Source organism: Vibrio sp. 2-1-2a (genome assembly GCF_032648565.1).
Classification (GTDB): domain Bacteria; phylum Pseudomonadota; class Gammaproteobacteria; order Enterobacterales; family Vibrionaceae; genus Vibrio; species Vibrio diabolicus.
The window spans coordinates 106,712-125,263 of sequence record NZ_WBOH01000005.1 but is presented as its reverse complement, the minus strand read 5'-3'; the positions used below and the strand labels follow the sequence as shown (position 1 = coordinate 125,263).

General features: G+C 45.7%; 24 protein-coding genes. 9 read left to right on the top strand and 15 right to left on the bottom strand.

The features are described 5' to 3' along the window. Positions 1 to 88: 88 nt before the first annotated feature. Positions 89 to 559, top strand: coding sequence for a GNAT family N-acetyltransferase (locus F7Y48_RS15005; protein ID WP_042771478.1), 471 nt, complete (start codon positions 89 to 91; stop codon positions 557 to 559). Between the two features lie 25 nt (positions 560 to 584). After that, positions 585 to 1,040, top strand: coding sequence for a GNAT family N-acetyltransferase (locus F7Y48_RS15000; RefSeq protein ID WP_025499054.1), 456 nt, complete (start codon positions 585 to 587; stop codon positions 1,038 to 1,040). A gap of 10 nt (positions 1,041 to 1,050) precedes the next feature. On the opposite strand, the gene F7Y48_RS14995 is transcribed toward F7Y48_RS15000, so the two are convergent. Both F7Y48_RS14995 and F7Y48_RS14990 read right to left on the bottom strand, forming a co-directional pair. Next, positions 1,051 to 1,563 carry a DUF2799 domain-containing protein gene (locus F7Y48_RS14995; RefSeq protein WP_005484189.1) on the bottom strand — a complete coding sequence of 171 codons (513 nt, stop codon included), beginning with the start codon at positions 1,561 to 1,563 and terminating at the stop codon, positions 1,051 to 1,053. Positions 1,564 to 1,905: 342 nt separating this feature from the next. Beyond that, positions 1,906 to 2,580, bottom strand: a complete 675-nt coding sequence (locus tag F7Y48_RS14990) for a fructose-6-phosphate aldolase (RefSeq protein ID WP_316684967.1) — start codon at positions 2,578 to 2,580, stop codon at positions 1,906 to 1,908. A 215-nt stretch (positions 2,581 to 2,795) separates the two neighbouring features. Here F7Y48_RS14990 and F7Y48_RS14985 point away from each other — a divergent pair, with 215 nt between their 5' ends. Together F7Y48_RS14985 and F7Y48_RS14980 are read left to right on the top strand one after the other, a co-directional pair. Continuing rightward, positions 2,796 to 3,725: a glycyl-radical enzyme activating protein gene (locus tag F7Y48_RS14985; protein ID WP_193277091.1), complete on the top strand. Its 930-nt coding sequence runs from the start codon at positions 2,796 to 2,798 to the stop codon at positions 3,723 to 3,725. Between the two features lie 2 nt (positions 3,726 to 3,727). Continuing rightward, on the top strand, positions 3,728 to 6,151 hold the full coding sequence (locus F7Y48_RS14980; protein ID WP_316684966.1) for a formate C-acetyltransferase/glycerol dehydratase family glycyl radical enzyme: 2,424 nt from the start codon (positions 3,728 to 3,730) through the stop codon (positions 6,149 to 6,151). A gap of 49 nt (positions 6,152 to 6,200) precedes the next feature. On the opposite strand, the gene F7Y48_RS14975 is transcribed toward F7Y48_RS14980, so the two are convergent. The 4 genes from F7Y48_RS14975 to F7Y48_RS14960 all read right to left on the bottom strand — a co-directional run bounded on the left by F7Y48_RS14975 (position 6,201) and on the right by F7Y48_RS14960 (position 9,593). Then, complete coding sequence (locus tag F7Y48_RS14975) at positions 6,201 to 7,283, bottom strand: saccharopine dehydrogenase family protein (RefSeq protein WP_258506354.1); 1,083 nt, start codon at positions 7,281 to 7,283, stop codon at positions 6,201 to 6,203. A 24-nt stretch (positions 7,284 to 7,307) separates the two neighbouring features. Beyond that, a complete protein-coding gene (locus F7Y48_RS14970; RefSeq protein WP_258506344.1) occupies positions 7,308 to 8,252 on the bottom strand; it encodes an SDR family oxidoreductase in 945 nt (314 codons plus the stop codon). Between the two features lie 253 nt (positions 8,253 to 8,505). Then, complete coding sequence (locus F7Y48_RS14965; RefSeq protein WP_006741992.1) at positions 8,506 to 8,943, bottom strand: MerR family transcriptional regulator; 438 nt, start codon at positions 8,941 to 8,943, stop codon at positions 8,506 to 8,508. Between the two features lie 104 nt (positions 8,944 to 9,047). Further along, positions 9,048 to 9,593 carry a TetR/AcrR family transcriptional regulator gene (locus F7Y48_RS14960; RefSeq protein ID WP_046875741.1) on the bottom strand — a complete coding sequence of 182 codons (546 nt, stop codon included), beginning with the start codon at positions 9,591 to 9,593 and terminating at the stop codon, positions 9,048 to 9,050. A 98-nt stretch (positions 9,594 to 9,691) separates the two neighbouring features. Between F7Y48_RS14960 and F7Y48_RS14955 the strand changes: the two genes are divergently transcribed. The 4 genes from F7Y48_RS14955 to F7Y48_RS14940 all read left to right on the top strand — a co-directional run bounded on the left by F7Y48_RS14955 (position 9,692) and on the right by F7Y48_RS14940 (position 11,245). Then, the gene (locus F7Y48_RS14955) at positions 9,692 to 10,165 is read left to right on the top strand and encodes an HPP family protein (protein ID WP_005396586.1); all 474 of its coding nucleotides are present in this window, start codon (positions 9,692 to 9,694) and stop codon (positions 10,163 to 10,165) included. A gap of 139 nt (positions 10,166 to 10,304) precedes the next feature. Next, positions 10,305 to 10,520, top strand: a complete 216-nt coding sequence (locus F7Y48_RS14950; protein WP_046875742.1) for a TIGR02450 family Trp-rich protein — start codon at positions 10,305 to 10,307, stop codon at positions 10,518 to 10,520. A 118-nt stretch (positions 10,521 to 10,638) separates the two neighbouring features. Then, positions 10,639 to 11,016 (top strand): PH domain-containing protein, encoded by a 378-nt coding sequence (locus F7Y48_RS14945; protein ID WP_005396583.1) that lies wholly within the window; start codon positions 10,639 to 10,641, stop codon positions 11,014 to 11,016. 10 nt (positions 11,017 to 11,026) lie between these two features. Further along, positions 11,027 to 11,245: a DUF6500 family protein gene (locus tag F7Y48_RS14940; protein ID WP_085342540.1), complete on the top strand. Its 219-nt coding sequence runs from the start codon at positions 11,027 to 11,029 to the stop codon at positions 11,243 to 11,245. Here the strand turns inward: F7Y48_RS14940 and F7Y48_RS14935 are convergent. From F7Y48_RS14935 to fliD, 9 genes are all read right to left on the bottom strand, one after another. Next, on the bottom strand, positions 11,242 to 11,529 hold the full coding sequence (locus tag F7Y48_RS14935; RefSeq protein ID WP_031780567.1) for a hypothetical protein: 288 nt from the start codon (positions 11,527 to 11,529) through the stop codon (positions 11,242 to 11,244). The two genes, F7Y48_RS14940 and F7Y48_RS14935, sit on opposite strands and share 4 nt — an antisense overlap. A gap of 78 nt (positions 11,530 to 11,607) precedes the next feature. Next, positions 11,608 to 12,600: a flagellar motor protein MotB gene (locus F7Y48_RS14930; RefSeq protein WP_047009612.1), complete on the bottom strand. Its 993-nt coding sequence runs from the start codon at positions 12,598 to 12,600 to the stop codon at positions 11,608 to 11,610. Continuing rightward, positions 12,600 to 13,457 carry a flagellar motor stator protein MotA gene (gene motA / locus F7Y48_RS14925; RefSeq protein WP_005396580.1) on the bottom strand — a complete coding sequence of 286 codons (858 nt, stop codon included), beginning with the start codon at positions 13,455 to 13,457 and terminating at the stop codon, positions 12,600 to 12,602. Before motA ends, F7Y48_RS14930 begins: the two co-directional genes overlap by 1 nt. Positions 13,458 to 13,467: 10 nt before the next feature. After that, positions 13,468 to 14,196, bottom strand: a complete 729-nt coding sequence (locus tag F7Y48_RS14920; protein WP_005396579.1) for a FliA/WhiG family RNA polymerase sigma factor — start codon at positions 14,194 to 14,196, stop codon at positions 13,468 to 13,470. Between the two features lie 12 nt (positions 14,197 to 14,208). Next, positions 14,209 to 14,709, bottom strand: coding sequence for a flagellar basal body-associated protein FliL (gene fliL / locus F7Y48_RS14915; protein WP_005398533.1), 501 nt, complete (start codon positions 14,707 to 14,709; stop codon positions 14,209 to 14,211). 22 nt (positions 14,710 to 14,731) lie between these two features. After that, entirely contained in the window at positions 14,732 to 15,805 is a 1,074-nt protein-coding gene (locus F7Y48_RS14910; protein ID WP_316684965.1) for a flagellar hook-length control protein FliK, read from the bottom strand. Next, complete coding sequence (locus tag F7Y48_RS14905) at positions 15,802 to 16,122, bottom strand: hypothetical protein (protein WP_005398525.1); 321 nt, start codon at positions 16,120 to 16,122, stop codon at positions 15,802 to 15,804. Before F7Y48_RS14905 ends, F7Y48_RS14910 begins: the two co-directional genes overlap by 4 nt. Next, the gene (gene fliS / locus F7Y48_RS14900; RefSeq protein ID WP_005375014.1) at positions 16,106 to 16,492 is read right to left on the bottom strand and encodes a flagellar export chaperone FliS; all 387 of its coding nucleotides are present in this window, start codon (positions 16,490 to 16,492) and stop codon (positions 16,106 to 16,108) included. The genes F7Y48_RS14905 and fliS overlap by 17 nt, the downstream gene beginning before the upstream one ends. A gap of 19 nt (positions 16,493 to 16,511) precedes the next feature. Then, entirely contained in the window at positions 16,512 to 17,849 is a 1,338-nt protein-coding gene (gene fliD / locus F7Y48_RS14895) for a flagellar filament capping protein FliD (RefSeq protein WP_104970451.1), read from the bottom strand. Between the two features lie 414 nt (positions 17,850 to 18,263). Here fliD and F7Y48_RS14890 point away from each other — a divergent pair, with 414 nt between their 5' ends. Further along, complete coding sequence (locus tag F7Y48_RS14890) at positions 18,264 to 18,551, top strand: hypothetical protein (protein ID WP_053807552.1); 288 nt, start codon at positions 18,264 to 18,266, stop codon at positions 18,549 to 18,551. Position 18,552: the final 1 nt, after the last annotated feature.

The following is an 18,552-nucleotide window of genomic DNA, read 5'->3' as shown; positions in this document are numbered from 1 at the left end:
TTTGCCTGCGAGTGGGAAATACGACACTAGGTATTTCTATTTACGACATACCCTGTATGAATTGAGCATAAAAACAACAAGGAAGATTATGATTACCATTGAAAAGTATTCGCCTGAGCGACATGAACAAACTTGCGAACTTAGCGTGCTAGAAGAGCAATCGCAGTTTACGGTCGCGGATGTGGGTGAAATGCTGACACGTCTTAAACCTACAGAACTTCCGCATCTGATTTTGGCAGACGATGACGTTGTTGGTTTTTTTCTGTTCGATGCTGCTTACAGCGAGAAATACGATTTTTGCCCGAAAAACAGCTTAGGCGTACGTGCTTTGCTGGTGGATCACCGTCATCAAGGCAAAGGCATCGCCAAGCAAGCCATTCAACAGTTTGCCGATTTCGCCAAACGCCATTATCCCGAGTTTGATGCGCTTTATCTCACCGTGAATTGCCGCAACATACCTGCTTATCAGTGCTATTTAAAATCAGGGTTTGAAGATACCAATGAGCTTTACCACGGCGGCCCCGTTGGACCGCAGCACATTATGAGACAACCGCTTTAACTAGGAAAACACCAAGGATGGAAATATGAGAATTGAAATTGACGATTTAGAACGGCCGCAGGTGCTTGCGTTGTTGGAAGAGCATTTACAGGACATGTACGCTACATCGCCACCAGAGAGCGTGCATGCGTTAGATGTAAGCAAGTTGAAGCTGCCTTCAATCACATTTTGGACGGGCTGGGATGGTGAGCAGCTATTGGGATGTGTGGCAATGAGCCAACTAGAAGATGGTCACGCAGAGTTGAAATCGATGCGTACGACGCCGTCGGCGAGAAAACAGGGCGTGGCATCCCGCTTACTCAATCACGTGATTGAGCAAGCGAAACATCAGGGGATACAACGTTTAAGTTTGGAAACTGGGTCGATGGCATTTTTTGAACCCGCGCATCGCCTATATGAAAAACATGGCTTCGCGTACTGCGAGCCGTTTGGCGACTATCAACCTGATCCAAATAGCCGCTTTATGACCCTAGCGTTGTAGCCCGTCGCGACTAAAAGTTAAAGTAGTAATTAGCTCCTGGCGAGATGAGTGATGCACGCTCACGCGCCAGTTGTTTTCTTCTCTCTCTAATACGCTTCGCGTTGTCTTTATCTAAGTTTGCATCCAATTGATGATCAAGGCGTGATATCTCCGCATCTAACGCGTTAATGCGCTGTTGACGCTGATATTCTTGATGGCCTAACTGATAGTTTTTAAGGAAAAGATCGTTAGAGCAAACGCCATAGTAGGTTTTTCCTTCTACACCCACCGTGTAACCATTGTCTGGCGAACAGTAAAGAATAGTGCCTTTATCAAAACCGTCTTGCCACTCAACGTGATTTGGCGTTACGCCTGCTTCGCGACAGTCTTTAATGTATTCGTACAAAATGTTTGGGTTGTTGCCTGAGCGGCCATCTTGGTAGCCGACGCGATACCAATCTGCGGTTTGGCATTGTTCTGGCGACATGCTGCTACAACCAGAAAGTAATGCAAACATGGCAAAGAGAAGCGCAATGCGTTTCATGAAGTGGATTCCTTGTTACTGCGTTAGGTTCGCTGATTATAAATGAACAGTGTTCATTTCCAATAGATAAAATTAATAATTACCGACTTATTGATGCGTTGCGCTTGTGAGTTTGTCGGCTTGAAGCAAAATTTTTTGCTCGTGGAACGAGCGTTGTTCGTCAGTAGTGATGTTACGAATAGAGTAGTTTGCGTGAAGGTTGAGGCGAGATTAGTGGGGTGGGAATCTCTTCGTAAGCCGCATCTATAAACAGTTGCCTGCGCGAATGTTACTTTTTCTCAGAGATTCCCATATCAAAAGCCCCTCGATCGAGGAGGAACGGGACTTTCGATAATTTTATGCTTAACTTTCAAATGAAAGTTTGTTGCCAAATGCGGATTTCCAGTCTTTATCAAATTGATCGACAGCCGGCTGAACTGATGGATGAGAAAACATCTGCGCGGCCACATCGACAGGCAAGGTGATCGCTTCAATGCCTAACTTCATCACTTCCATCGCTTGTTGGGTATTTTTAAAACTCGCTGCCAAAATTTTAGTAGGCAGTTGGTTTTGATCCAGTAGCAATTGCAGGTCTGCGACCACTTCTACACCGTTTCCGTTCATCGCATCAATACGGTTCACATAAGGCGCAAGATAGTCAGCGCCGCACAATGCCGCAAGGAAACCTTGCTGAGCAGAGTAAATAGCAGTGGCGAGCACCTGAATTCCCTCTTTTTTCATTAACTTAATTGTCGCTAAGCCCGTTTCGGTTGCTGGCACTTTGACGACCATATCATAGGGTAATTCATGGATTTGGCGTGCTTCTTCCACCATGCCTTCTACAGTTGTGCTCACCACTTGAGCATGGAAACGGGGTGTGCCCCCTAACGCTTCTTGCATGCCAGCTAAGGTTTGGTTCAAGCCTTGTTTTGATTTCGCCAAAATACTTGGATTTGTGGTTACCCCTTTCAGAGGTAGGCATTGGTTAAAGCGTTTTACTTCTGCCACGTCAGCAGTATCTAAATAGAGTTCGATCATGGGTTCTACCTTATACAAAATCTTCGTTTTGATGATGGGATCACTATAGATCTGACAATCCGCTGAGATCTTGATTTTGATCAATTGTAATTTCAATTGAAACTATAATAATTTCACAAAACGAAAGTTAAGTGCCAATATTTCATTATCAAATGAAGCTTTCAGAAAAAGAAAAGCGTGAAAAAGTAGAAGAGCAAACCAAGAGGCGGACAGCAATGTATTTCAATATTCAGAGGTTCTCGACCCACGATGGTGATGGTATTCGCACCATTCTGTTTCTGAAGGGATGCAGTCTGTCCTGTCCTTGGTGCCAAAACCCAGAAAGCCGCAGTGAAAAGCACTCTCTGCTGTTTGATGAGCGCAGTTGTATGGCGGACTGCCAGCTTTGTATATCGGCTTATAAACAAACCGTAAACGGCGACATGGCGAGCGATGGTATCCGACGCATTGACGATCAAATCATCATCAATCGAAAAGCCATGAGCGAAGCGCAGATCATTGCGCTGCGAAACGTATGTCCAACACAAGCGCTCAGCATATGTGGAGAAGCGGCGAAATCGGACGACCTGTTTGAAGTGTTGATGAAAGATAAGCCTTTCTACGATCAAAGCCAAGGTGGCGTGACGTTTTCTGGTGGCGAGCCGCTGATGCAGCCAAGTCTTGTGGCTGAACTCGCCGAACGTTTGCATCAAAACCATGTGTCTACGGCGGTGGAGTCGTGCATGCATGTTCCGTGGAAAAACGTAGAAAAAGTCGCGCCGTATATTGATTGCTGGTTAGCGGATCTTAAACATACCGACGAAGAAAAGTTTCTCCGCTGGGCGAAGGGATCGTTAAAACGCGTCAAAGACAATTTTAGAAAATTGGCACCGATTGCCAAACGCATTGTGATTCGCGTGCCGGTTGTGCCGGGCTTCAATGACACCATTGATGAGCTCAAAGCGATCATTGATTTCGCTGCTTCTTTAGAAAGCTGTCAAGAACTTCACTTGCTGCCGTATCACACCCTCGGCATCAATAAATACCGTTTGCTCGATATGCCTTACGAGTGTTCTGACAAACCATTAAATAATCCAGAACTGCTAGAAAACGCAATGCAATACGCAAGCGAACATACTCAACTTAACGTGATTGTTAGAGGTTAACCATGGACCTACATACCCTTCCTGAGCGGATCAAAGCCCACAAATCGGCACTGGTCAACATCGTAACGCCGCCTATCTGTACTGAGCGCGCAGAGGCTTATACCCGAGCGTATCTGGCAAATGAAGACAAACCTGTGATTGTGCAACGAGCGTTGGCGTTACAAGAGCACTTACGCACTCGCACCATTTGGATTAAGCACGACGAGCTGATTGTAGGCAACCAAGCGAGCAAAGTACGCGCTGCGCCGATCTTCCCTGAATACACGGTGCGTTGGATTGAAGCGGAAATCGACGAACTGGCCGACCGACCTGGGGCTGGTTTTGCGGTAAGTGAAGAAGACAAACAAAGCATTCACGCCATTACGCCATACTGGCGCGGTAAAACGGTTCAAGATCGCTGCTATGGACTTTTTACCGACGAGCAACAAGAGATCCTAGCCAGCACTATCATTAAAGCCGAGGGCAACATGACTTCGGGCGACGCGCACCTTGCAGTGGATAACGAAAAAATCCTGAAGATCGGTATGAACGGTTTGCTGGATGAGGTTCGCCAGCATCGCGCTAATAACGACGTGTCGACGTATGAAGGGTTGAAGAAAGAGCAGTTTTATAAGTCCGTCGAAATTGTCTTGCTTGCGATTCAGGAGCACATGGTGAGTTACGCCGATCTCGCTCTGGAAATGGCACAAAACGAAACTCGACCAGAGAGGAAAGCAGAACTGGAGACAATCGCAGAAAACTGTCGTCATGTGGCTTTCCATGCGCCAACCAACTTCTGGCAAGCTCTGCAACTGAGTTATTTTGTGCAGTTGATGCTGCAAATAGAATCGAATGGCCACTCTGTTTCATTCGGTCGGATGGACCAGTTCCTAAACGACTACTACGTGCGTGATCTTGAAAGTGGCACGATGAACAAAGCGTTCGCCCTTGAGTTATTGCAAAGCTGTTGGTTGAAATTGCTTGAAGTAAACAAGATTCGCTCTGGTGCGCACTCAAAAGCATCGGCAGGTTCTCCTCTGTATCAAAACGTCTGTATCGGTGGACAAAAGCTGAATGAGAATGGAGAACCTGAAGACGCCGTAAATCCGCTATCTTGGGCGATTTTAGAGTCTTGTGGTCAGCTACGTTCCACGCAACCGAACTTGAGTGTTCGCTATCATGAAGGTCTGAATCAAGAGTTCTTGATGGGCTGTATAGAAGTGATCAAATGCGGATTCGGTATGCCTGCATTCAACAACGATGAAATCGTCATTCCAGAATTCATCAAGCTAGGTGTCGAGAAAGAAGACGCTTACAACTACGCGTCTATTGGCTGTATTGAAACCGCTGTTCCAGGCAAATGGGGTTACCGTTGCACGGGCATGAGCTTCATTAACTTTGCGCGTATTTTACTGGCTGCGCTTAACGAAGGTGTGGATGCAACGACGGGCAAAGCCTTCTTGCCGCATGATAAGTCGCTAGCAAAAGGTAACTTCGAGAGCTTTGAGCAAGTCACCGCTTCTTGGGCGGAGCAAATTCGCTACTACACACGTAAATCGATTGAGATCGATACCGTAGTCGACAGCGTGCTTGAGCAGCAAGCGCAAGATATTTTTTGCTCATCGCTGGTGGATGACTGTTTGGCGCGTGGTAAAACAGTAAAAGAAGGCGGAGCGAAATACGATTGGGTATCTGGCCTGCAAGTGGGCATCGCCAATTTAGGTAACAGTTTGGCGGCGATCAAACATTTGGTGTTTGAAGAAGCGCAAATCAGCCAAACGGAACTGGCAAAAGCATTAGAAGAAGACTTCGATGGTATTGAGAACGAACAACTTCGCCAACGCTTAATCAACTTCGCGCCAAAATACGGCAATGACGACGATTATGTCGACCAACTGCTGGCTGATGCTTACCAAGTTTATATCGATGAGTTGGCGCAATTTGTCAACACACGTCATGGGCGCGGACCAATTGGCGGTGGCTACTACGCAGGAACATCGAGCATCTCTGCTAACGTGCCATTTGGCGCATCCACGATGGCAACACCAGATGGTCGAAAAGCGAAAACGCCACTGGCAGAAGGCGCAAGTCCAGCATCGGGCTCTGACCGTTTGGGACCAACGGCGGTGTACAACTCAGTCGGTAAAATTCAAGCTAATAAAATCTTGGGTGGTGTGCTGCTTAACCAGAAGTTAAGCCCAGCGGCTGTCGCTTCAGAAGGGGATAAGCTCAAGCTATCGATGCTGATTCGTACCTTCTTTAATCACCATAAAGGTTGGCACGTGCAGTACAACATCGTCTCTCGTAAAACCTTGCTGGCAGCGAAGAAGAACCCTGAGCAATATCGTGACCTTGTCGTACGAGTTGCGGGCTATTCAGCCTTCTTTACCGCGCTGTCACCAGACGCGCAGGATGACATCATCGCTCGTACCGAACACGAGTTGTGATGGCCTCACCCCCTGTTAATGCAGAAGGCACCGATTGGTGCCTTTTTGTTTACTCTTCAATGGTTATGCCACTAGAGCCGGGAAGCTGCGACACAAAATTGGAGCCCATGAGCTTAGAGGGGGTGTATACACCGGCTTCAGGCTTCGTATGTAGCAGGTGTTCTACAATCGCCAGAGATCCCGTTACGGTTAAGCTGTAGCCATTGGCCGTTTGTACTCGTGCTGTTTTGCTTTGTCCGAGTTTGTTGCTTGCTTTACCCCACACATATGTGGGTAATTGGTTTCTTTTCTCCTCATTCGGTCCTTTTACGGTTCTTTCAATACGGCTTTTTATGAGGCTTTGTACCCAGGTTATGCCGAGAAGGGGGCGAACCCAATTCGCTCGTTTAGCGTTTTTTATCATGTTCGGCGATCCGGGAACAAAAACATCAATATTCTCAATCCCCGTGGTGTAATAGGCGGTTGAAACATCGCCCCACGGAATGGTCATAGCAAGTTTTTCGCTGTCACCAAAATCAATGTTGCGAACTTTATACGCTAGCGGAACGGTGGTGATTTTTCCGTTAAGTCTCACTTTTCCGCCTTGAGCCAAACCTTCGACAGACGTTTTCGCTGTGCCCGGAGAAAAACCAGAGCGAGAGTCAAAACCGAGAGACAAGTGTGTTGCATCTGGTAGCTCAGCTTTCAATGTGGCTGCAATACAATCCGTTGGAATAACATCAAAACCAACACCGGAGCACAATACGACACCAGCTTCCTTTGCTTGTGATTGCAGCGTTTGTGCAAACTCAAACACAGAGATCTCACCTGTAATATCGAGATAATGTGCGCCTGCTTCTAGGCACGCTTTCATCATCGGTTTTGCCGTCGAAGAAAAGGGGCCTGCGCAGTTTAATACCAGTGAGGAACCCGAAATATGTTGGACCGCGCTGTTTTTATCCTCAAGAGAAAAAGCAAGACTTCGCAGCCCTAGTTCAGCCGCTAGGCTTTGTACTTTCTCTAAACTTCTACCTGCAAGGATTGGGTGGTGACCCCGTTTTACGGCCTCTCTCGCAATCAGCTCGCCGGTATAACCATTGGCTCCGTATATGATCCAACGCTCTGGGGATGATGCCGGTGTGTTATCTTTCATCAAAAAGCTCCTATCAATGCCTGCTTAAAGAAGTTTCTGGTCATTGGCTTTTTCTTGTTGAATTGTGGTCAAGCCTTGTTCGAATGTGGTGATTTTAAAATCTGGAAAACGAGTCTGAAACTTATCCGAAACGAAAAGGTTGTCAGATTCGTAGCGGGGCAAAAGCTCGGCTGCATCTCGAATGGTTTGATTAAATCGCCCAGCTAGCCACAATTGCCAGCGCTTGATGACTTTGTATTTCGGTTGAACGTTAAAAACCTTTGCTGCAACAGCGATAAACTCCCGATACGTCAGTCGACAATCATCGCAAGGCAAATGCCAAGTTTGTCCGTAAGCATCGGGCGTATTCCCAATTAGCGCCATGGCTCGGCTTGCGTCTGGCGTATAAATTAAGCTGCGTTTGGTGTCATCACGTAAAAACACTTTTGCGCTCTTTTGGTTAAGTAGATTATCGATAATGGCGGAATTAGTGATGCTTTGCGTTTTCCCCGGGCCGTAAAACTCCGGAGCACGACAGATAACGGCTTCGATTTCTCCTTGATTCATCGATTCTAGCAGCATGTCAGTAATGACCGCACGAATTCGACCTTTTTCTCCATTGGGTTGAAATGGTGCATCTTCTTGTTGAGGCGTATCCGTTTGCGGGTACATGTAGGTATTATCAAAGTAAACAAGCTTTGCTTGATGAGTTTTACATGCGGCGATGACATTACGCATCATTGTTGGCCACTGTTCCACCCACAGTTGGGTATCCATTGGTAGCCCTGCAGTAAGGTAAACGATACTAGAACCTTTTACGGCATCTGATGTTTGTTTCGCGTCCAGCAAGTCCGCTTTTACCAGTTGATCCGTCTCGTTGACTCGATGCGGATTGCGGCTCACCAAACGTATGTCGCTCGTAAAGTTTCGTTTTAGGCTTAATGCCAGCTCACGGCCAATTTGCCCACTTGCACCCAATATCGTTTGCATTCACCAATCTCCTGCTGTGTTACTTTGATATTCACCCTAACGTTAAAGTTAGGTTTAAGGTCAACCCGCATTTTGAAGATAAATAGGATTGATTTTTTATTGAGTATAGAAACAAGGAGATGGCACACCTGAGCTAAGGGCGAATGGTTTTGACAGACTCAATTTAGTGGCGGGCAGGGGAATTGGCGAATCTTTAACCCAACATCAAGAGTAAGGCTTCGCTTGTTAACATTGCTTTGATTTGGTGACGGTCTTATTTTTTATTTGAGGGATTTTCTTTGGTCAGAATCGTTTGACCAAGTTGAGACATGACGCGTTTTGCATTCATTGCACAGTCCATGTCATCTGGCTTAGCTTCAATCTCTTTAAGTACTTCTTTTAACTTGCTTTTACTCTGCGCGATTTTTCGCTCAAGCTCGTCGAGCTCTTGGACTTTTTGCTGCAAGGTCGTCAATAACTGGTGATGATCCCAGTTAGAAAGGTCGGATGGCAGTAACGCACTTAGTTCATCCAAACTGAATCCAGCTTGCTGACCCGTTGTGATCATATCCAGAATCATTAATGCTTCTTGCGGATACTCGCGGTACCCGTTGGCTTTACGGGTCACGGTTTTTAGCAGTCCGATGCGCTCGTAAAATCGAATACGCGAGGGAGCAAGGCCCGTTTTTTGTGCCAGTTCGCCAATTTTCATATCAAGCGTGTCTCATTAGGTGGATAAAATAACCTTACCATTTCTGAACATTCTTGCCAGTTTGGAGCTCGGTCGATTCGTTGCTTGCTTTCTTACAGTTGCGGTTACAGTTTGCGCAAAATTTCCACGCATTTCTTTGTGACGTCGTCGTACTCTTTTGTCATGTAAGCGGTGGTAATGGCACCTTCTTTCATGATGCAAATGGCATCGAGTAATGATGTGTTGTCTGATTTGAGATAGCGTTGAATTAGCTCTCGAACCTGTTGTTTATGGTGGCGGCAATACGTTGCAATCTCGCCGCTGTCGTCACTGAATTCGGCGGACGTGTTGATGAAGAAACAGCCGCGAAACTCGCCCAACTTTTCCTCAGAACCATGAAACCAGCCGTTTAGCGCGGTAAACAACTGGTCGATCACGTCTGTGCTCGATTGTGCTGGTGATAGTTTCTCCTCTAGCCACGCCATGAAGATTTGGTGGCGTTGTTCTAGTGCGGCGAGGATGAGCGCTTCTTTGCTTTCAAAATGGCTGTACAGCGTGCGTTTAGCCACGCCAGATACTTTAAGGACTTCATTGATGCCAATGGAGTTGATGCCCTGTTTGTAAAACAGCGACAACGCGGTGTCGATCAATAACTGTTTCTTTTTGTTCATAACTACGTCCTCAAAAAGTTCTACAAACACATATTGACAAAGGTAGACAGGTTTGTCTATTTTAATTTGTAGACAATTCGGTCTACTTTGAGGTGTTTATGAATAATTTAATTTTATCGTTGGTCGCGGGGCTTGGTGCGACATTGGCTATTGGTGTGTTGTCTTACGCCGAGGTGTCTCTTACTGAGGTTGTACTTCTCATGGCGCCATTTGGTGCTACGGCGGTGTTGGTGTTTGGGGTGCCTAGCAGCCCTCTCGCTCAACCAAAAAATGTGATCATTGGTCACTGCATTACGGCATCTATCGGTATTGCGTTTAGTCAATACGTTGAGATCACGCCAATCACGCTGGCGATTGCGACTGGGTTAGGAGTGTCAGCAATGCTGATTACGAAGACAACGCATCCACCTGCGGGCGCAAATCCAATCTTGATCATGGCATCTGGGCAGGGGTGGAGTTTTCTGTTCACGCCCGTATTGATTGGCGCGGTGGTGATTGTGCTGGTTGGTAAGGCGTTGCAGTTGCTACAGAGTCAGTACTTAAACCCTCGTTTGAACGGTCAAAAGACCTAATTGGGTTGCAAGTAAGGCCGCATTAGGGGATGACCTCTTTTGCGGCTTTTTCTTTTCGTGGATGCTTAAAAATAAAATCTGATTCTCTCTTGGTATTCAGTCGTATATATAAAGATGCTAGTTAAATTGGTATACCACTATGAATAAAATTCACCCCAAGAAGCTATTGCACAGCAAATGGACGGCGACGTCACCTAAAAATAAAGAGAAGCACTTTGTCGTAACTGAAATGGAACTGGATGAAGACGGCAATGTTGTGAAATGTGTCATTGAGGCGGTTATGAGTAAACGTGAGCAAGAGATGAACTGGCAAGAGCTGAAAGACCCAGAGCTATGGCGGCAGGGCTGGAAGTAATGCACTTTGTTGAATTTTTTCCTAGGTTTGAAATCGAAAGATGGTACTTAGCTGATAGGCAACGGTCTGTGTATCTGCTACGTTGAGTTTGTTCGCTATCAACTAAAAAGGAATGACTATGATCGATTTCGACAATTCATCAGTGTTTAAGCTTAAACCCATTGAGGTATCAAAAGTTAGGGAAGATTTTCACAAGTTTCTTATTGATGGCGAGTCGGTATTTGCGGGCTTTAAAACGGTTCGCGACCAAGTGGTGTTTACCAACAAGCGAGTGATTGCGGCGAATGTGCAAGGGATTACGGGCTCAAAAGTGGATTACACGTCGCTGCCTTATAGCAAGATCAATGCATTTTCTATCGAGACGTCTGGTACCTTTGACTTAGATTGTGAAATTGAGTTCTTCATGAGTGAGGTGGGAAGAGTACGTTTTGAAATTAAAGGTTCGTTTGATCTGATTTCTTTCAACCGTATGGTTAGTGAGTATGTACTAGCGTAAGGGAATAGAAATGAGAGCTTCATTGAGAGACAAAATAATAGAGGTCTGTGACAAAAAGATCGAAAGCAAAGGTGAGCAGGTTGGGCTCTCATTTTATGCGTTTTTCGCCAACAAAAATGATGATCCTGAACAGTTGATGGAGGCGGCTACGTGGTGGATTCAGACCCATCGGCTCGACCACTTCGAAAAAGCATTAAAAATCAAATCAATGGTGGAGTCTGGTATCTAAATTAAAAAAAAGAAATAAAGAAAGCAGACAAATGCCAACAACGTCGCGGATAAAACAGGGTAGATAATATAAGAGTCCTGTTTATTGGTTCTTTGAAAGCACAGAGAAACGAGTAAGACGTTGTAGACGACGAGCAGCATACTGATCATGGTCCCACTGTTAAGCGTTAAACTGGACAGCTGAGTTAAGAAAAACGCCAATAAAAGGTAGTCGAAGACAATTAACCATAAAAAGGCTTTCTTCAACAGATCGCGTTTTTTGTTTTCGGAAGGTGTTATGTGCATATAGAACTCAACTAAAAAGTCACAGTAACAGAGGTTTCAGTTAGAAAGGTCACCATCAGGCGAGGTGACCTTTTGAGGTTATAATTCTTGAATATTTACTTCGTTGGTGGCCGTATCACCCGAGTAATTGATGACTTCTTGTCGAATGACTGGTTGGTTAAATTCGGCTTTATCTTTCGCTTTTTGCAGTTCACTTTCTTGGTGGTTACCAAAAAGAGTTTCGAGTACTTTGGCTGCTGGCGTCGTTAAAATGAACAGCTCGATACGGCGGTTTTCGCTTGAATCTGGTTCATCAGGGTTAAGCAGTGCTCTATCCGACATGCCTGTGACCTGCATGACTCGATCATCCGGCATGCCACCTTCAACCAGCGTATTTCTTGCGACATCAGCTCGAGATGCAGATAGCGCCCAGTTTGATTGACGACCAAAGCGTTTTTTAAATGGAATCGCATCCGTATGTCCGCTGATGATCAGTGGGTTGTTCACACGCTGAAATACAGGCGCAAGTGCAAGTAATAAGTCTTCGAAGAAAGGGGTCAGCTCTGCGCCACCACGACTGAACATATGCTGTTTGTAATCATCTTGAAGGACGATTCGTAGGCCTTGTGGGGTCACGGTGACGTTGACATTTCCTTGTGCGTTAATCTGAGCGGTCATTCGTTCAATGACTTTCGCCAACGCTGCAAGTTGCTCCTGAGTATCGAAGTTACCAGGAATCAACGAGTCGATTTCTGGCCCATCGCCGTCACCTCGAAAGTATGAGCTTACCACGTGGTTGGAATTGTGTTTACTTGGCACAGAAGAGTCCTGTGCCAAGTCAATAGGAGAGATACTTTGTGAAGTATCAAATGGATTACCGTAACTCTTGTCGAATACGCTTGAGCTATGTAAGTGGGCGACAATTGCTTTACGCTCTTCTTTGTCTACCACCTGCATAACCCAAAGCACAAGAAACAGCGCCATTAGGGCGATCATGAAGTCAGCAAACGCGACTTTCCACGCGCCGCCATGAGGTTCATCATGGCTGTGTGCTTTGGCACGTTTGAACACTACATGCTCTTGTTTTTGCATTATCCCTCCTGTTCAGCTAACCACTTCTCCATTTGGTTGAATGTTGGTTTGATGTCTAGCTGAATATGTTTACGACCAGCGTCAATGGCGAGCAATGTCGGCTTCTTCGCTACGTAGGCAACCAAGGTTGCGCGTACGCATTCAAAAGCAGTCATATTACGTTTTACTCGCTGAGCCATGGCGTTACTTAGTGGGTCTAAACCACAGTAACAACCGAAAATACCAATGAATGTACCTACGAGAGCTGCTGCAACGTGATAACCAATCATAGCGATTGAGCCATCAATGGCCTGCATGGTGATAATGATGCCACCAACTGCTGCAAGAATACCGAAGCCAGGTAGTGCTTCTGCTGTACGCTGTAGTGAGCGTGAAGGCAAAAGCATTTCGTTTTGGATAGCTTCAATTTCTTGCTCTAGCAGTCCCTCTAATTCATGAGGCGACATTTGTCCCATTGCCATTAAACGTAAATTATCAGTAATGAAAGAAATTAGGCGATGATCCTCAGCAATCGTCGGGTAAGCGAGAAACATAGAGCTCTGTTCTGGCGACTCAATGTGAGAGTCGAGAAACTTATAACCACGGTTGCGCGCTGTCTCAAGCAAGTTATTGAGTAGCGCCATTAATTCCATGTAGTACTCATGCTCTTCTGTCGGGCCTTTGATGGTCGCAGGCACTTGGCGACGCATTTCTTTCAGTACGTGAGGTGGGTTACCGATGATCAAAGAACCAGCAGCAGCGCCAATGATGATAAGGAATTCGGCTGGTTGCCAGATAGCGCCTAAGTTACCGCCGGCCCACATGTATCCACCGAAGACGCACACCAGGATAGTGAGGACTCCAAAAAACTTTTGCATCTTGTGACTCCTAAGAGGACATTAATTGGTTGAGTTGTTTCAGCGCTTGTTTGTGAAGCTGACATATACGAGGTGGTGTCAGATCCAATACCAGAGCTATTTCGTGTAAGTTGAGTTCATGTTGATAGAACAGAGTAAGCAGCAATTGATCACGCTTCGGCAATTTGCCTAAAGCGCTATCTAAACTGCGACGAATATGCTCATGTTCCATGCCATCATATTGCCCGCCAATATAACTATCACCACTGCTTTCCATCAGTTGGTCAAGGCTTTGCATCTCTCCCGCAAGGGCGGCATTTTGGCGGTTGTAATAGTCCTGCTCATTCGTCCCCAAGGCTTGGATGATTTCTGCATCCGTAGGCATCCGACCTAAAGAGCGTGTGAGATCTCGAGTCACGTCGTTGAGTTCGTGAGCCTGTTGGCGAGTTTTACGTGAGCGCCAATCTAACCGGCGTAATTCGTCTAAAATTGCACCTCGAACGCGACACACGGCAAAGGCAGGGAAGTGAGGATCGTCAACATCGCCGTATCGGCGTCCAGCTTCAACTAGAGCGATAAGGCCAATTTGCTGCATATCTTCAATACTACAGTGAGAAGTGGCATGAACACGTAGCTGGTTAACGACGCGTTTCACCATAACTTGATGACGTTGCAGCAGTGCATTTTCGTCAATTGGACGTGATGGCGTCGTCACTTCCTCTTCTGTGGTATAGGTGTCTTGTATATTCATGTCTAACATGGTTGTGCTCCGTTATTGCACAACATATTTAGTCAACAAAACATCGTCGATTTCGCGAACGATGTCTGTCTTAGCAAAAGCCAGTAAAAGCGTTTGTTTTACTTCGTTTTGCAGAATATCGATGGCACCCGCTTGCTGTAACTCATCAAATGTTTTGTCGCTAAACAATTTTAATAATGAGTTTTGTACCATTGGCATGTATTCATCAATGTCTTTGATACGCTCAGGACGGCGTGTTTCAATTGCTAGTTCTAGCATGACAAAGTGAGTCTGTTTTTTACCTTTCACGGTTAAAACGACTTTGTCTAAAGGATGGAAGCTAGGACCTTTGCTTGTCGGTTCTTCTGTGACTAAAAATGACAATGGAGAATCATCGATCAAGGAACCAGAGTCAGGTGACTCTTGAGCGTGTTTGTTTAAGTACCAGATTCCGCCCATAATCGTGGCGGCCGAAACGAGGGCGCTGGTGATGATCATGGCGATAAACAGGGCGATCATTTGTTGTTTGGTCATAACCTTTTTCCTCGAGGATTAACTAGGCTTGAGTGTTCAGCCAGTGTTCTGAATAGTTTGTTGTTGTGGTTTGGAATGCACCAGATTCTCGTGCTGCGAAAATAGTGGCGTCTTCTTCATTTGTATGTTGGTCATTGCGACTCTGGCTTTGATCAGAGCCCACGTTGACATCGACATGGACGAAGTTCTGCTCTTGCAGTTCTGTGCGTAGACGCTCAGACACTTGCATTAAAGCTTCTCGTGTTGCGGCTGCATTGGCATTGATGTGCACGCTTAGTCGGTCGCCTTCAACACGTACAAGTAAATCCAGCTTACCTAAATCCGGTGGGTCGAGGCGGATTTTGGCTTCTTGTACATTTTGTTGCGCTTGAAGAGTCACACGGTCATGCAGAACTTGCATCATTTGCTCTCCCCATTTCCCAGCACTGGTGTCAACGCGCACAGCCGCCCACTCAGAGCCTTGAGTTTGAATATGACTCGTGGCAACGGCGGTGTTCGGGGCTTGTGGCGTTGGTGTTTGTCCTTGGAGTGGTGAGGCCGTTGGTTGCCCTTGAGCTGGTTGACTCAATAGGGTCTGAAAGTCGGCACTGGAGATTGATAGACGCGAGTTCGATGATATCGGTTGGCTTTGTTGCACCTCTTGTTGCTTTGGAGAGGTGTTTAGCAAGGCGTTATTTGAGTCTTGTGTTGTAGACTTAACGTCGTTAGCTACCGCTAAAGGCGGAGTTTTTCCGAACTGACCCGGCTGCTTTTCGGCCATAGTGAGCATACTCTGGGTTAGAGCCTGAGCTTGCATAGCAAGATCAGGTGATTCTGTTGAACCCAGTGTACTTGTCAGGTGAGCATCTGCTTCAGAAGCCGAGTGTTCGTCAGTATCCAAACCACGAGCATGCGCCTTTTCTTCGCTGTCCAAAGCTGGAGCGGTAAGATGAAAACTCGGCACGGTTGAAGCTGAGGCGAAACCTTGGCCGTCATACTGGCGATGCTCAGACATAGGGTTATGAGAAAAACCGTGTACAGCTCTTGCTTGTTTTATGTTGCCTTCATGTCTAGGTGATGCATTGCCGGATATTTGAGTTGAAGGAGATACGATCATTGAGTTAGCTCCATGGTCATCGCTAATTGATAGGCCATAGCGCGCTCTTGATGGTCATTGACCATATTCATCTCTTTTTCTAACTCGTTCTTTGATTTTTCTAATCTAGCGAATGCATCAGCATGAACGGTTTTGGCACGTTGAATTTCAGGTGCAAGCTTAGGATCCTTCAAAAAAGGTTTGTGACTGATCAATAGCTCTCGCAACTGCAAGTCATAACGCTTAAGCGCATGCCAATCCGCTGTTTTTGTAGCGAATTGGATGAGCTGAGATAAATGACGAAATCGCTCTGGCGACACTTTATGCTTGTTGTCCAAAATTCATCCAACCTTCACGAATGTTACCCATTACACGCTCGACATTAACCAAGCGATTCGCATCGTTCTGCACGCTGGCGTAATAAAGCTCAACTTGGCAGAAGTCATACAGCTGGCGTAAGTTTTCAGCAATTTCGCCACCATTCTCATCATCTAGAGCGCTTGTGAGCCCAATCAAGATGTTCATGCATTTGTTGATTCCGTTACCTTTCTCAGCCAAGCGATTCGCAGCCAAATGGCCACGAATACGTTCAACTTCATCAAGTAAGCCATCGATCAACATAATGACTAATTGGTGTGGGTTTGCTGCTGCCGCTTGCGCGTCGAGATCGACTTGTTGGTACGAGTCATAGCCAGAGTCCATAAGCATGAGATATTCTCCTAAAGCCTTAGCCAAACATTGACATGGTTTGGTTCATTTGGGTCATTAATGTATTCATTTGAGTGAACTGTTTTAGGTAACGCTTGTACGACATGTCGTATTTACGCTCTAAAGTAGTTTGTTTATCTGAGATGCGATCAATGTTTGCTTGTAGCGATTCTTTACGAGATTTGAACGCTCCAGAAGAGAATTTGAGGAATGGTTCGACCATAGCATCAATAGAGTCGAGTAAAGCGCCGTCGCCATTGAACATCGCTTCCAAGCCCGCACCGTTGTTTTTTTGTGCCTCGGCAAACTTTTCTTGGTCCACTTTCATTTTGCCATTGCGGTCCAATGTCACACCGATTTCGCTCAAGCGCATGCCGCCGTGCTCACCTCGAACCAGGCTGGTTAACTGGCTTTCAATCGAACGCATAGTTGGATCGCTTGCCAGAGCGCCTCGCTTTTTATCTTCGCCGCCGATTTGCGTGTGCTCATCAATCGCAGATATCAATGTGTTGTAGGCTTCTACGAACTTATTGAGCTGCTCTTTTGTTGCTTCGTCGTCAGCTCCGATACCTAAACCAATAGCGGTTTCTCCTGAGGTTTGAGCCTTGGTAACGGTAATATCTACGCCATCGATAACACCTTCAAACGTATTGCTTGAGTTTGTTAGTTTTAGCCCAGTTCCTTCTGCTCCTAACCAAATCACAGCATCCTGTGGAGCACTTATCTGATTGAGGTTTGTGAATGCATCTTCAAACCAGGCTTGGCCAGTACCAGACGCCGATACGTTGATTTGGTTAGCAACACCAGTTTCAGTGCTTGAAAGCATAAAGTGAGTCTGGCCGTTTGAGCGCACTAAGGTTGCATTTACACCTGGGTTATCGCTGTCGTTATTAATTGCAGTCGCTAAGTCACTTATTGTTGCTGTACCATCACCGTCGGTATCGACTGTTGATAGATCAAGTGTCATCGTTTCACCGTTGATGGTGAATTCGAGAGTTCCTGAAGTCGGAACCTCTGTAGTGGCGTCAAGGTCTGCAGGCATGCCTGTAGAGACTTGATGTGATGTTGCAACTTGTTCAACGAAAATCTGGTAGCTACCGGATAGCGCTTTTGCGTCAGCATTAGCTGTAAAGTAACCTTCTTGAGAAATGCTTGTTGAGTTTTTAATGATGCTGCTAGTACTGCTGTTCATCTCTTTGAGAGCAGTTCGGAACTCACGCATTGCACTTTCAACTTTGCCCAAGGCAGATAACTGAGATTGGTATTTATCGGCTTGTAGCTGATATCGCTGTTTAAATGGTTGAACGTCGTACGTAGCCAACTTAGTTGCCATGGATATTGGATCTAATGAACTCACGAGCTTATTCCCTCTCTCATCGGTAATTGGCGTAACTCTATGCCTGGAATATATGTCTTATCGCAAGATACGTGCCCAATTGAAATGAGCTTTTAAAACATAAGCTTACGATGTTATCTGGATTTGAGAGGAAGTAGATTTTCCACCTAGTGTGTTCCGCCTTCCTCTAGAAAACATCTAGTGTTTCCTTATAAGACAAGGCGACTAAAAAACTAAATTATTTAATCCACTTTAGGGGGGAGGGAGTTTAAGTAAACTATCAATAGTGCGGTATTTTAGGTTCTTCCTGCTATTTTATTGGGACTATTCCTACATAGTGGGATGTCGCTTTTTGGTATCTTTAACTTGGTATGTATTTGGTGTTTGAAGATATTTTTCCAACGTTAGTTTAACACTTAGATAAGAACGGCAGAAATGAATGAATTTGTTTTGCGACTGATGAAATGTGCTCGATCTTACGAAACGTTTATTAGTGCTAAGTTACTGAGCAAACAAAATATTAATTCAGATGAACTAGCAAGTATCCTACAAGAAGCGATATCCAAGTTCCCTGAGTTGAAAACATATCAGCAAGGACAGGGAAGCGAGACAGTTGAGTTGGAGCTATTTAATAAAGTGCTTCATAATATAATGCGGAAAATAGGTTTTAGAGTACCGGAAGAGCAACGTGGGAATAAAAGCTATATTTATATTCGCAGGTGAT

Excerpts from the sequence above, each read along its gene's own strand:
- F7Y48_RS15005 (WP_042771478.1), top strand. The coding sequence starts at position 89 with ATGATTACCATTGAAAAGTATTCGCCTGAGCGACATGAACAAACTTGC.
- F7Y48_RS15000 (WP_025499054.1), top strand. The coding sequence starts at position 585 with ATGAGAATTGAAATTGACGATTTAGAACGGCCGCAGGTGCTTGCGTTG.
- F7Y48_RS14995 (WP_005484189.1), bottom strand. The coding sequence starts at position 1,563 with ATGAAACGCATTGCGCTTCTCTTTGCCATGTTTGCATTACTTTCTGGT.
- F7Y48_RS14990 (WP_316684967.1), bottom strand. The coding sequence starts at position 2,580 with ATGATCGAACTCTATTTAGATACTGCTGACGTGGCAGAAGTAAAACGC.
- F7Y48_RS14985 (WP_193277091.1), top strand. The coding sequence starts at position 2,796 with ATGTATTTCAATATTCAGAGGTTCTCGACCCACGATGGTGATGGTATT.
- F7Y48_RS14980 (WP_316684966.1), top strand. The coding sequence starts at position 3,728 with ATGGACCTACATACCCTTCCTGAGCGGATCAAAGCCCACAAATCGGCA.
- F7Y48_RS14975 (WP_258506354.1), bottom strand. The coding sequence starts at position 7,283 with ATGAAAGATAACACACCGGCATCATCCCCAGAGCGTTGGATCATATAC.
- F7Y48_RS14970 (WP_258506344.1), bottom strand. The coding sequence starts at position 8,252 with ATGCAAACGATATTGGGTGCAAGTGGGCAAATTGGCCGTGAGCTGGCA.
- F7Y48_RS14965 (WP_006741992.1), bottom strand. The coding sequence starts at position 8,943 with ATGAAAATTGGCGAACTGGCACAAAAAACGGGCCTTGCTCCCTCGCGT.
- F7Y48_RS14960 (WP_046875741.1), bottom strand. The coding sequence starts at position 9,593 with ATGAACAAAAAGAAACAGTTATTGATCGACACCGCGTTGTCGCTGTTT.
- F7Y48_RS14955 (WP_005396586.1), top strand. The coding sequence starts at position 9,692 with ATGAATAATTTAATTTTATCGTTGGTCGCGGGGCTTGGTGCGACATTG.
- F7Y48_RS14950 (WP_046875742.1), top strand. The coding sequence starts at position 10,305 with ATGAATAAAATTCACCCCAAGAAGCTATTGCACAGCAAATGGACGGCG.
- F7Y48_RS14945 (WP_005396583.1), top strand. The coding sequence starts at position 10,639 with ATGATCGATTTCGACAATTCATCAGTGTTTAAGCTTAAACCCATTGAG.
- F7Y48_RS14940 (WP_085342540.1), top strand. The coding sequence starts at position 11,027 with ATGAGAGCTTCATTGAGAGACAAAATAATAGAGGTCTGTGACAAAAAG.
- F7Y48_RS14935 (WP_031780567.1), bottom strand. The coding sequence starts at position 11,529 with ATGCACATAACACCTTCCGAAAACAAAAAACGCGATCTGTTGAAGAAA.
- F7Y48_RS14930 (WP_047009612.1), bottom strand. The coding sequence starts at position 12,600 with ATGCAAAAACAAGAGCATGTAGTGTTCAAACGTGCCAAAGCACACAGC.
- motA (WP_005396580.1), bottom strand. The coding sequence starts at position 13,457 with ATGCAAAAGTTTTTTGGAGTCCTCACTATCCTGGTGTGCGTCTTCGGT.
- F7Y48_RS14920 (WP_005396579.1), bottom strand. The coding sequence starts at position 14,196 with ATGTTAGACATGAATATACAAGACACCTATACCACAGAAGAGGAAGTG.
- fliL (WP_005398533.1), bottom strand. The coding sequence starts at position 14,709 with ATGACCAAACAACAAATGATCGCCCTGTTTATCGCCATGATCATCACC.
- F7Y48_RS14910 (WP_316684965.1), bottom strand. The coding sequence starts at position 15,805 with ATGATCGTATCTCCTTCAACTCAAATATCCGGCAATGCATCACCTAGA.
- fliS (WP_005375014.1), bottom strand. The coding sequence starts at position 16,492 with ATGCTTATGGACTCTGGCTATGACTCGTACCAACAAGTCGATCTCGAC.
- F7Y48_RS14890 (WP_053807552.1), top strand. The coding sequence starts at position 18,264 with ATGAATGAATTTGTTTTGCGACTGATGAAATGTGCTCGATCTTACGAA.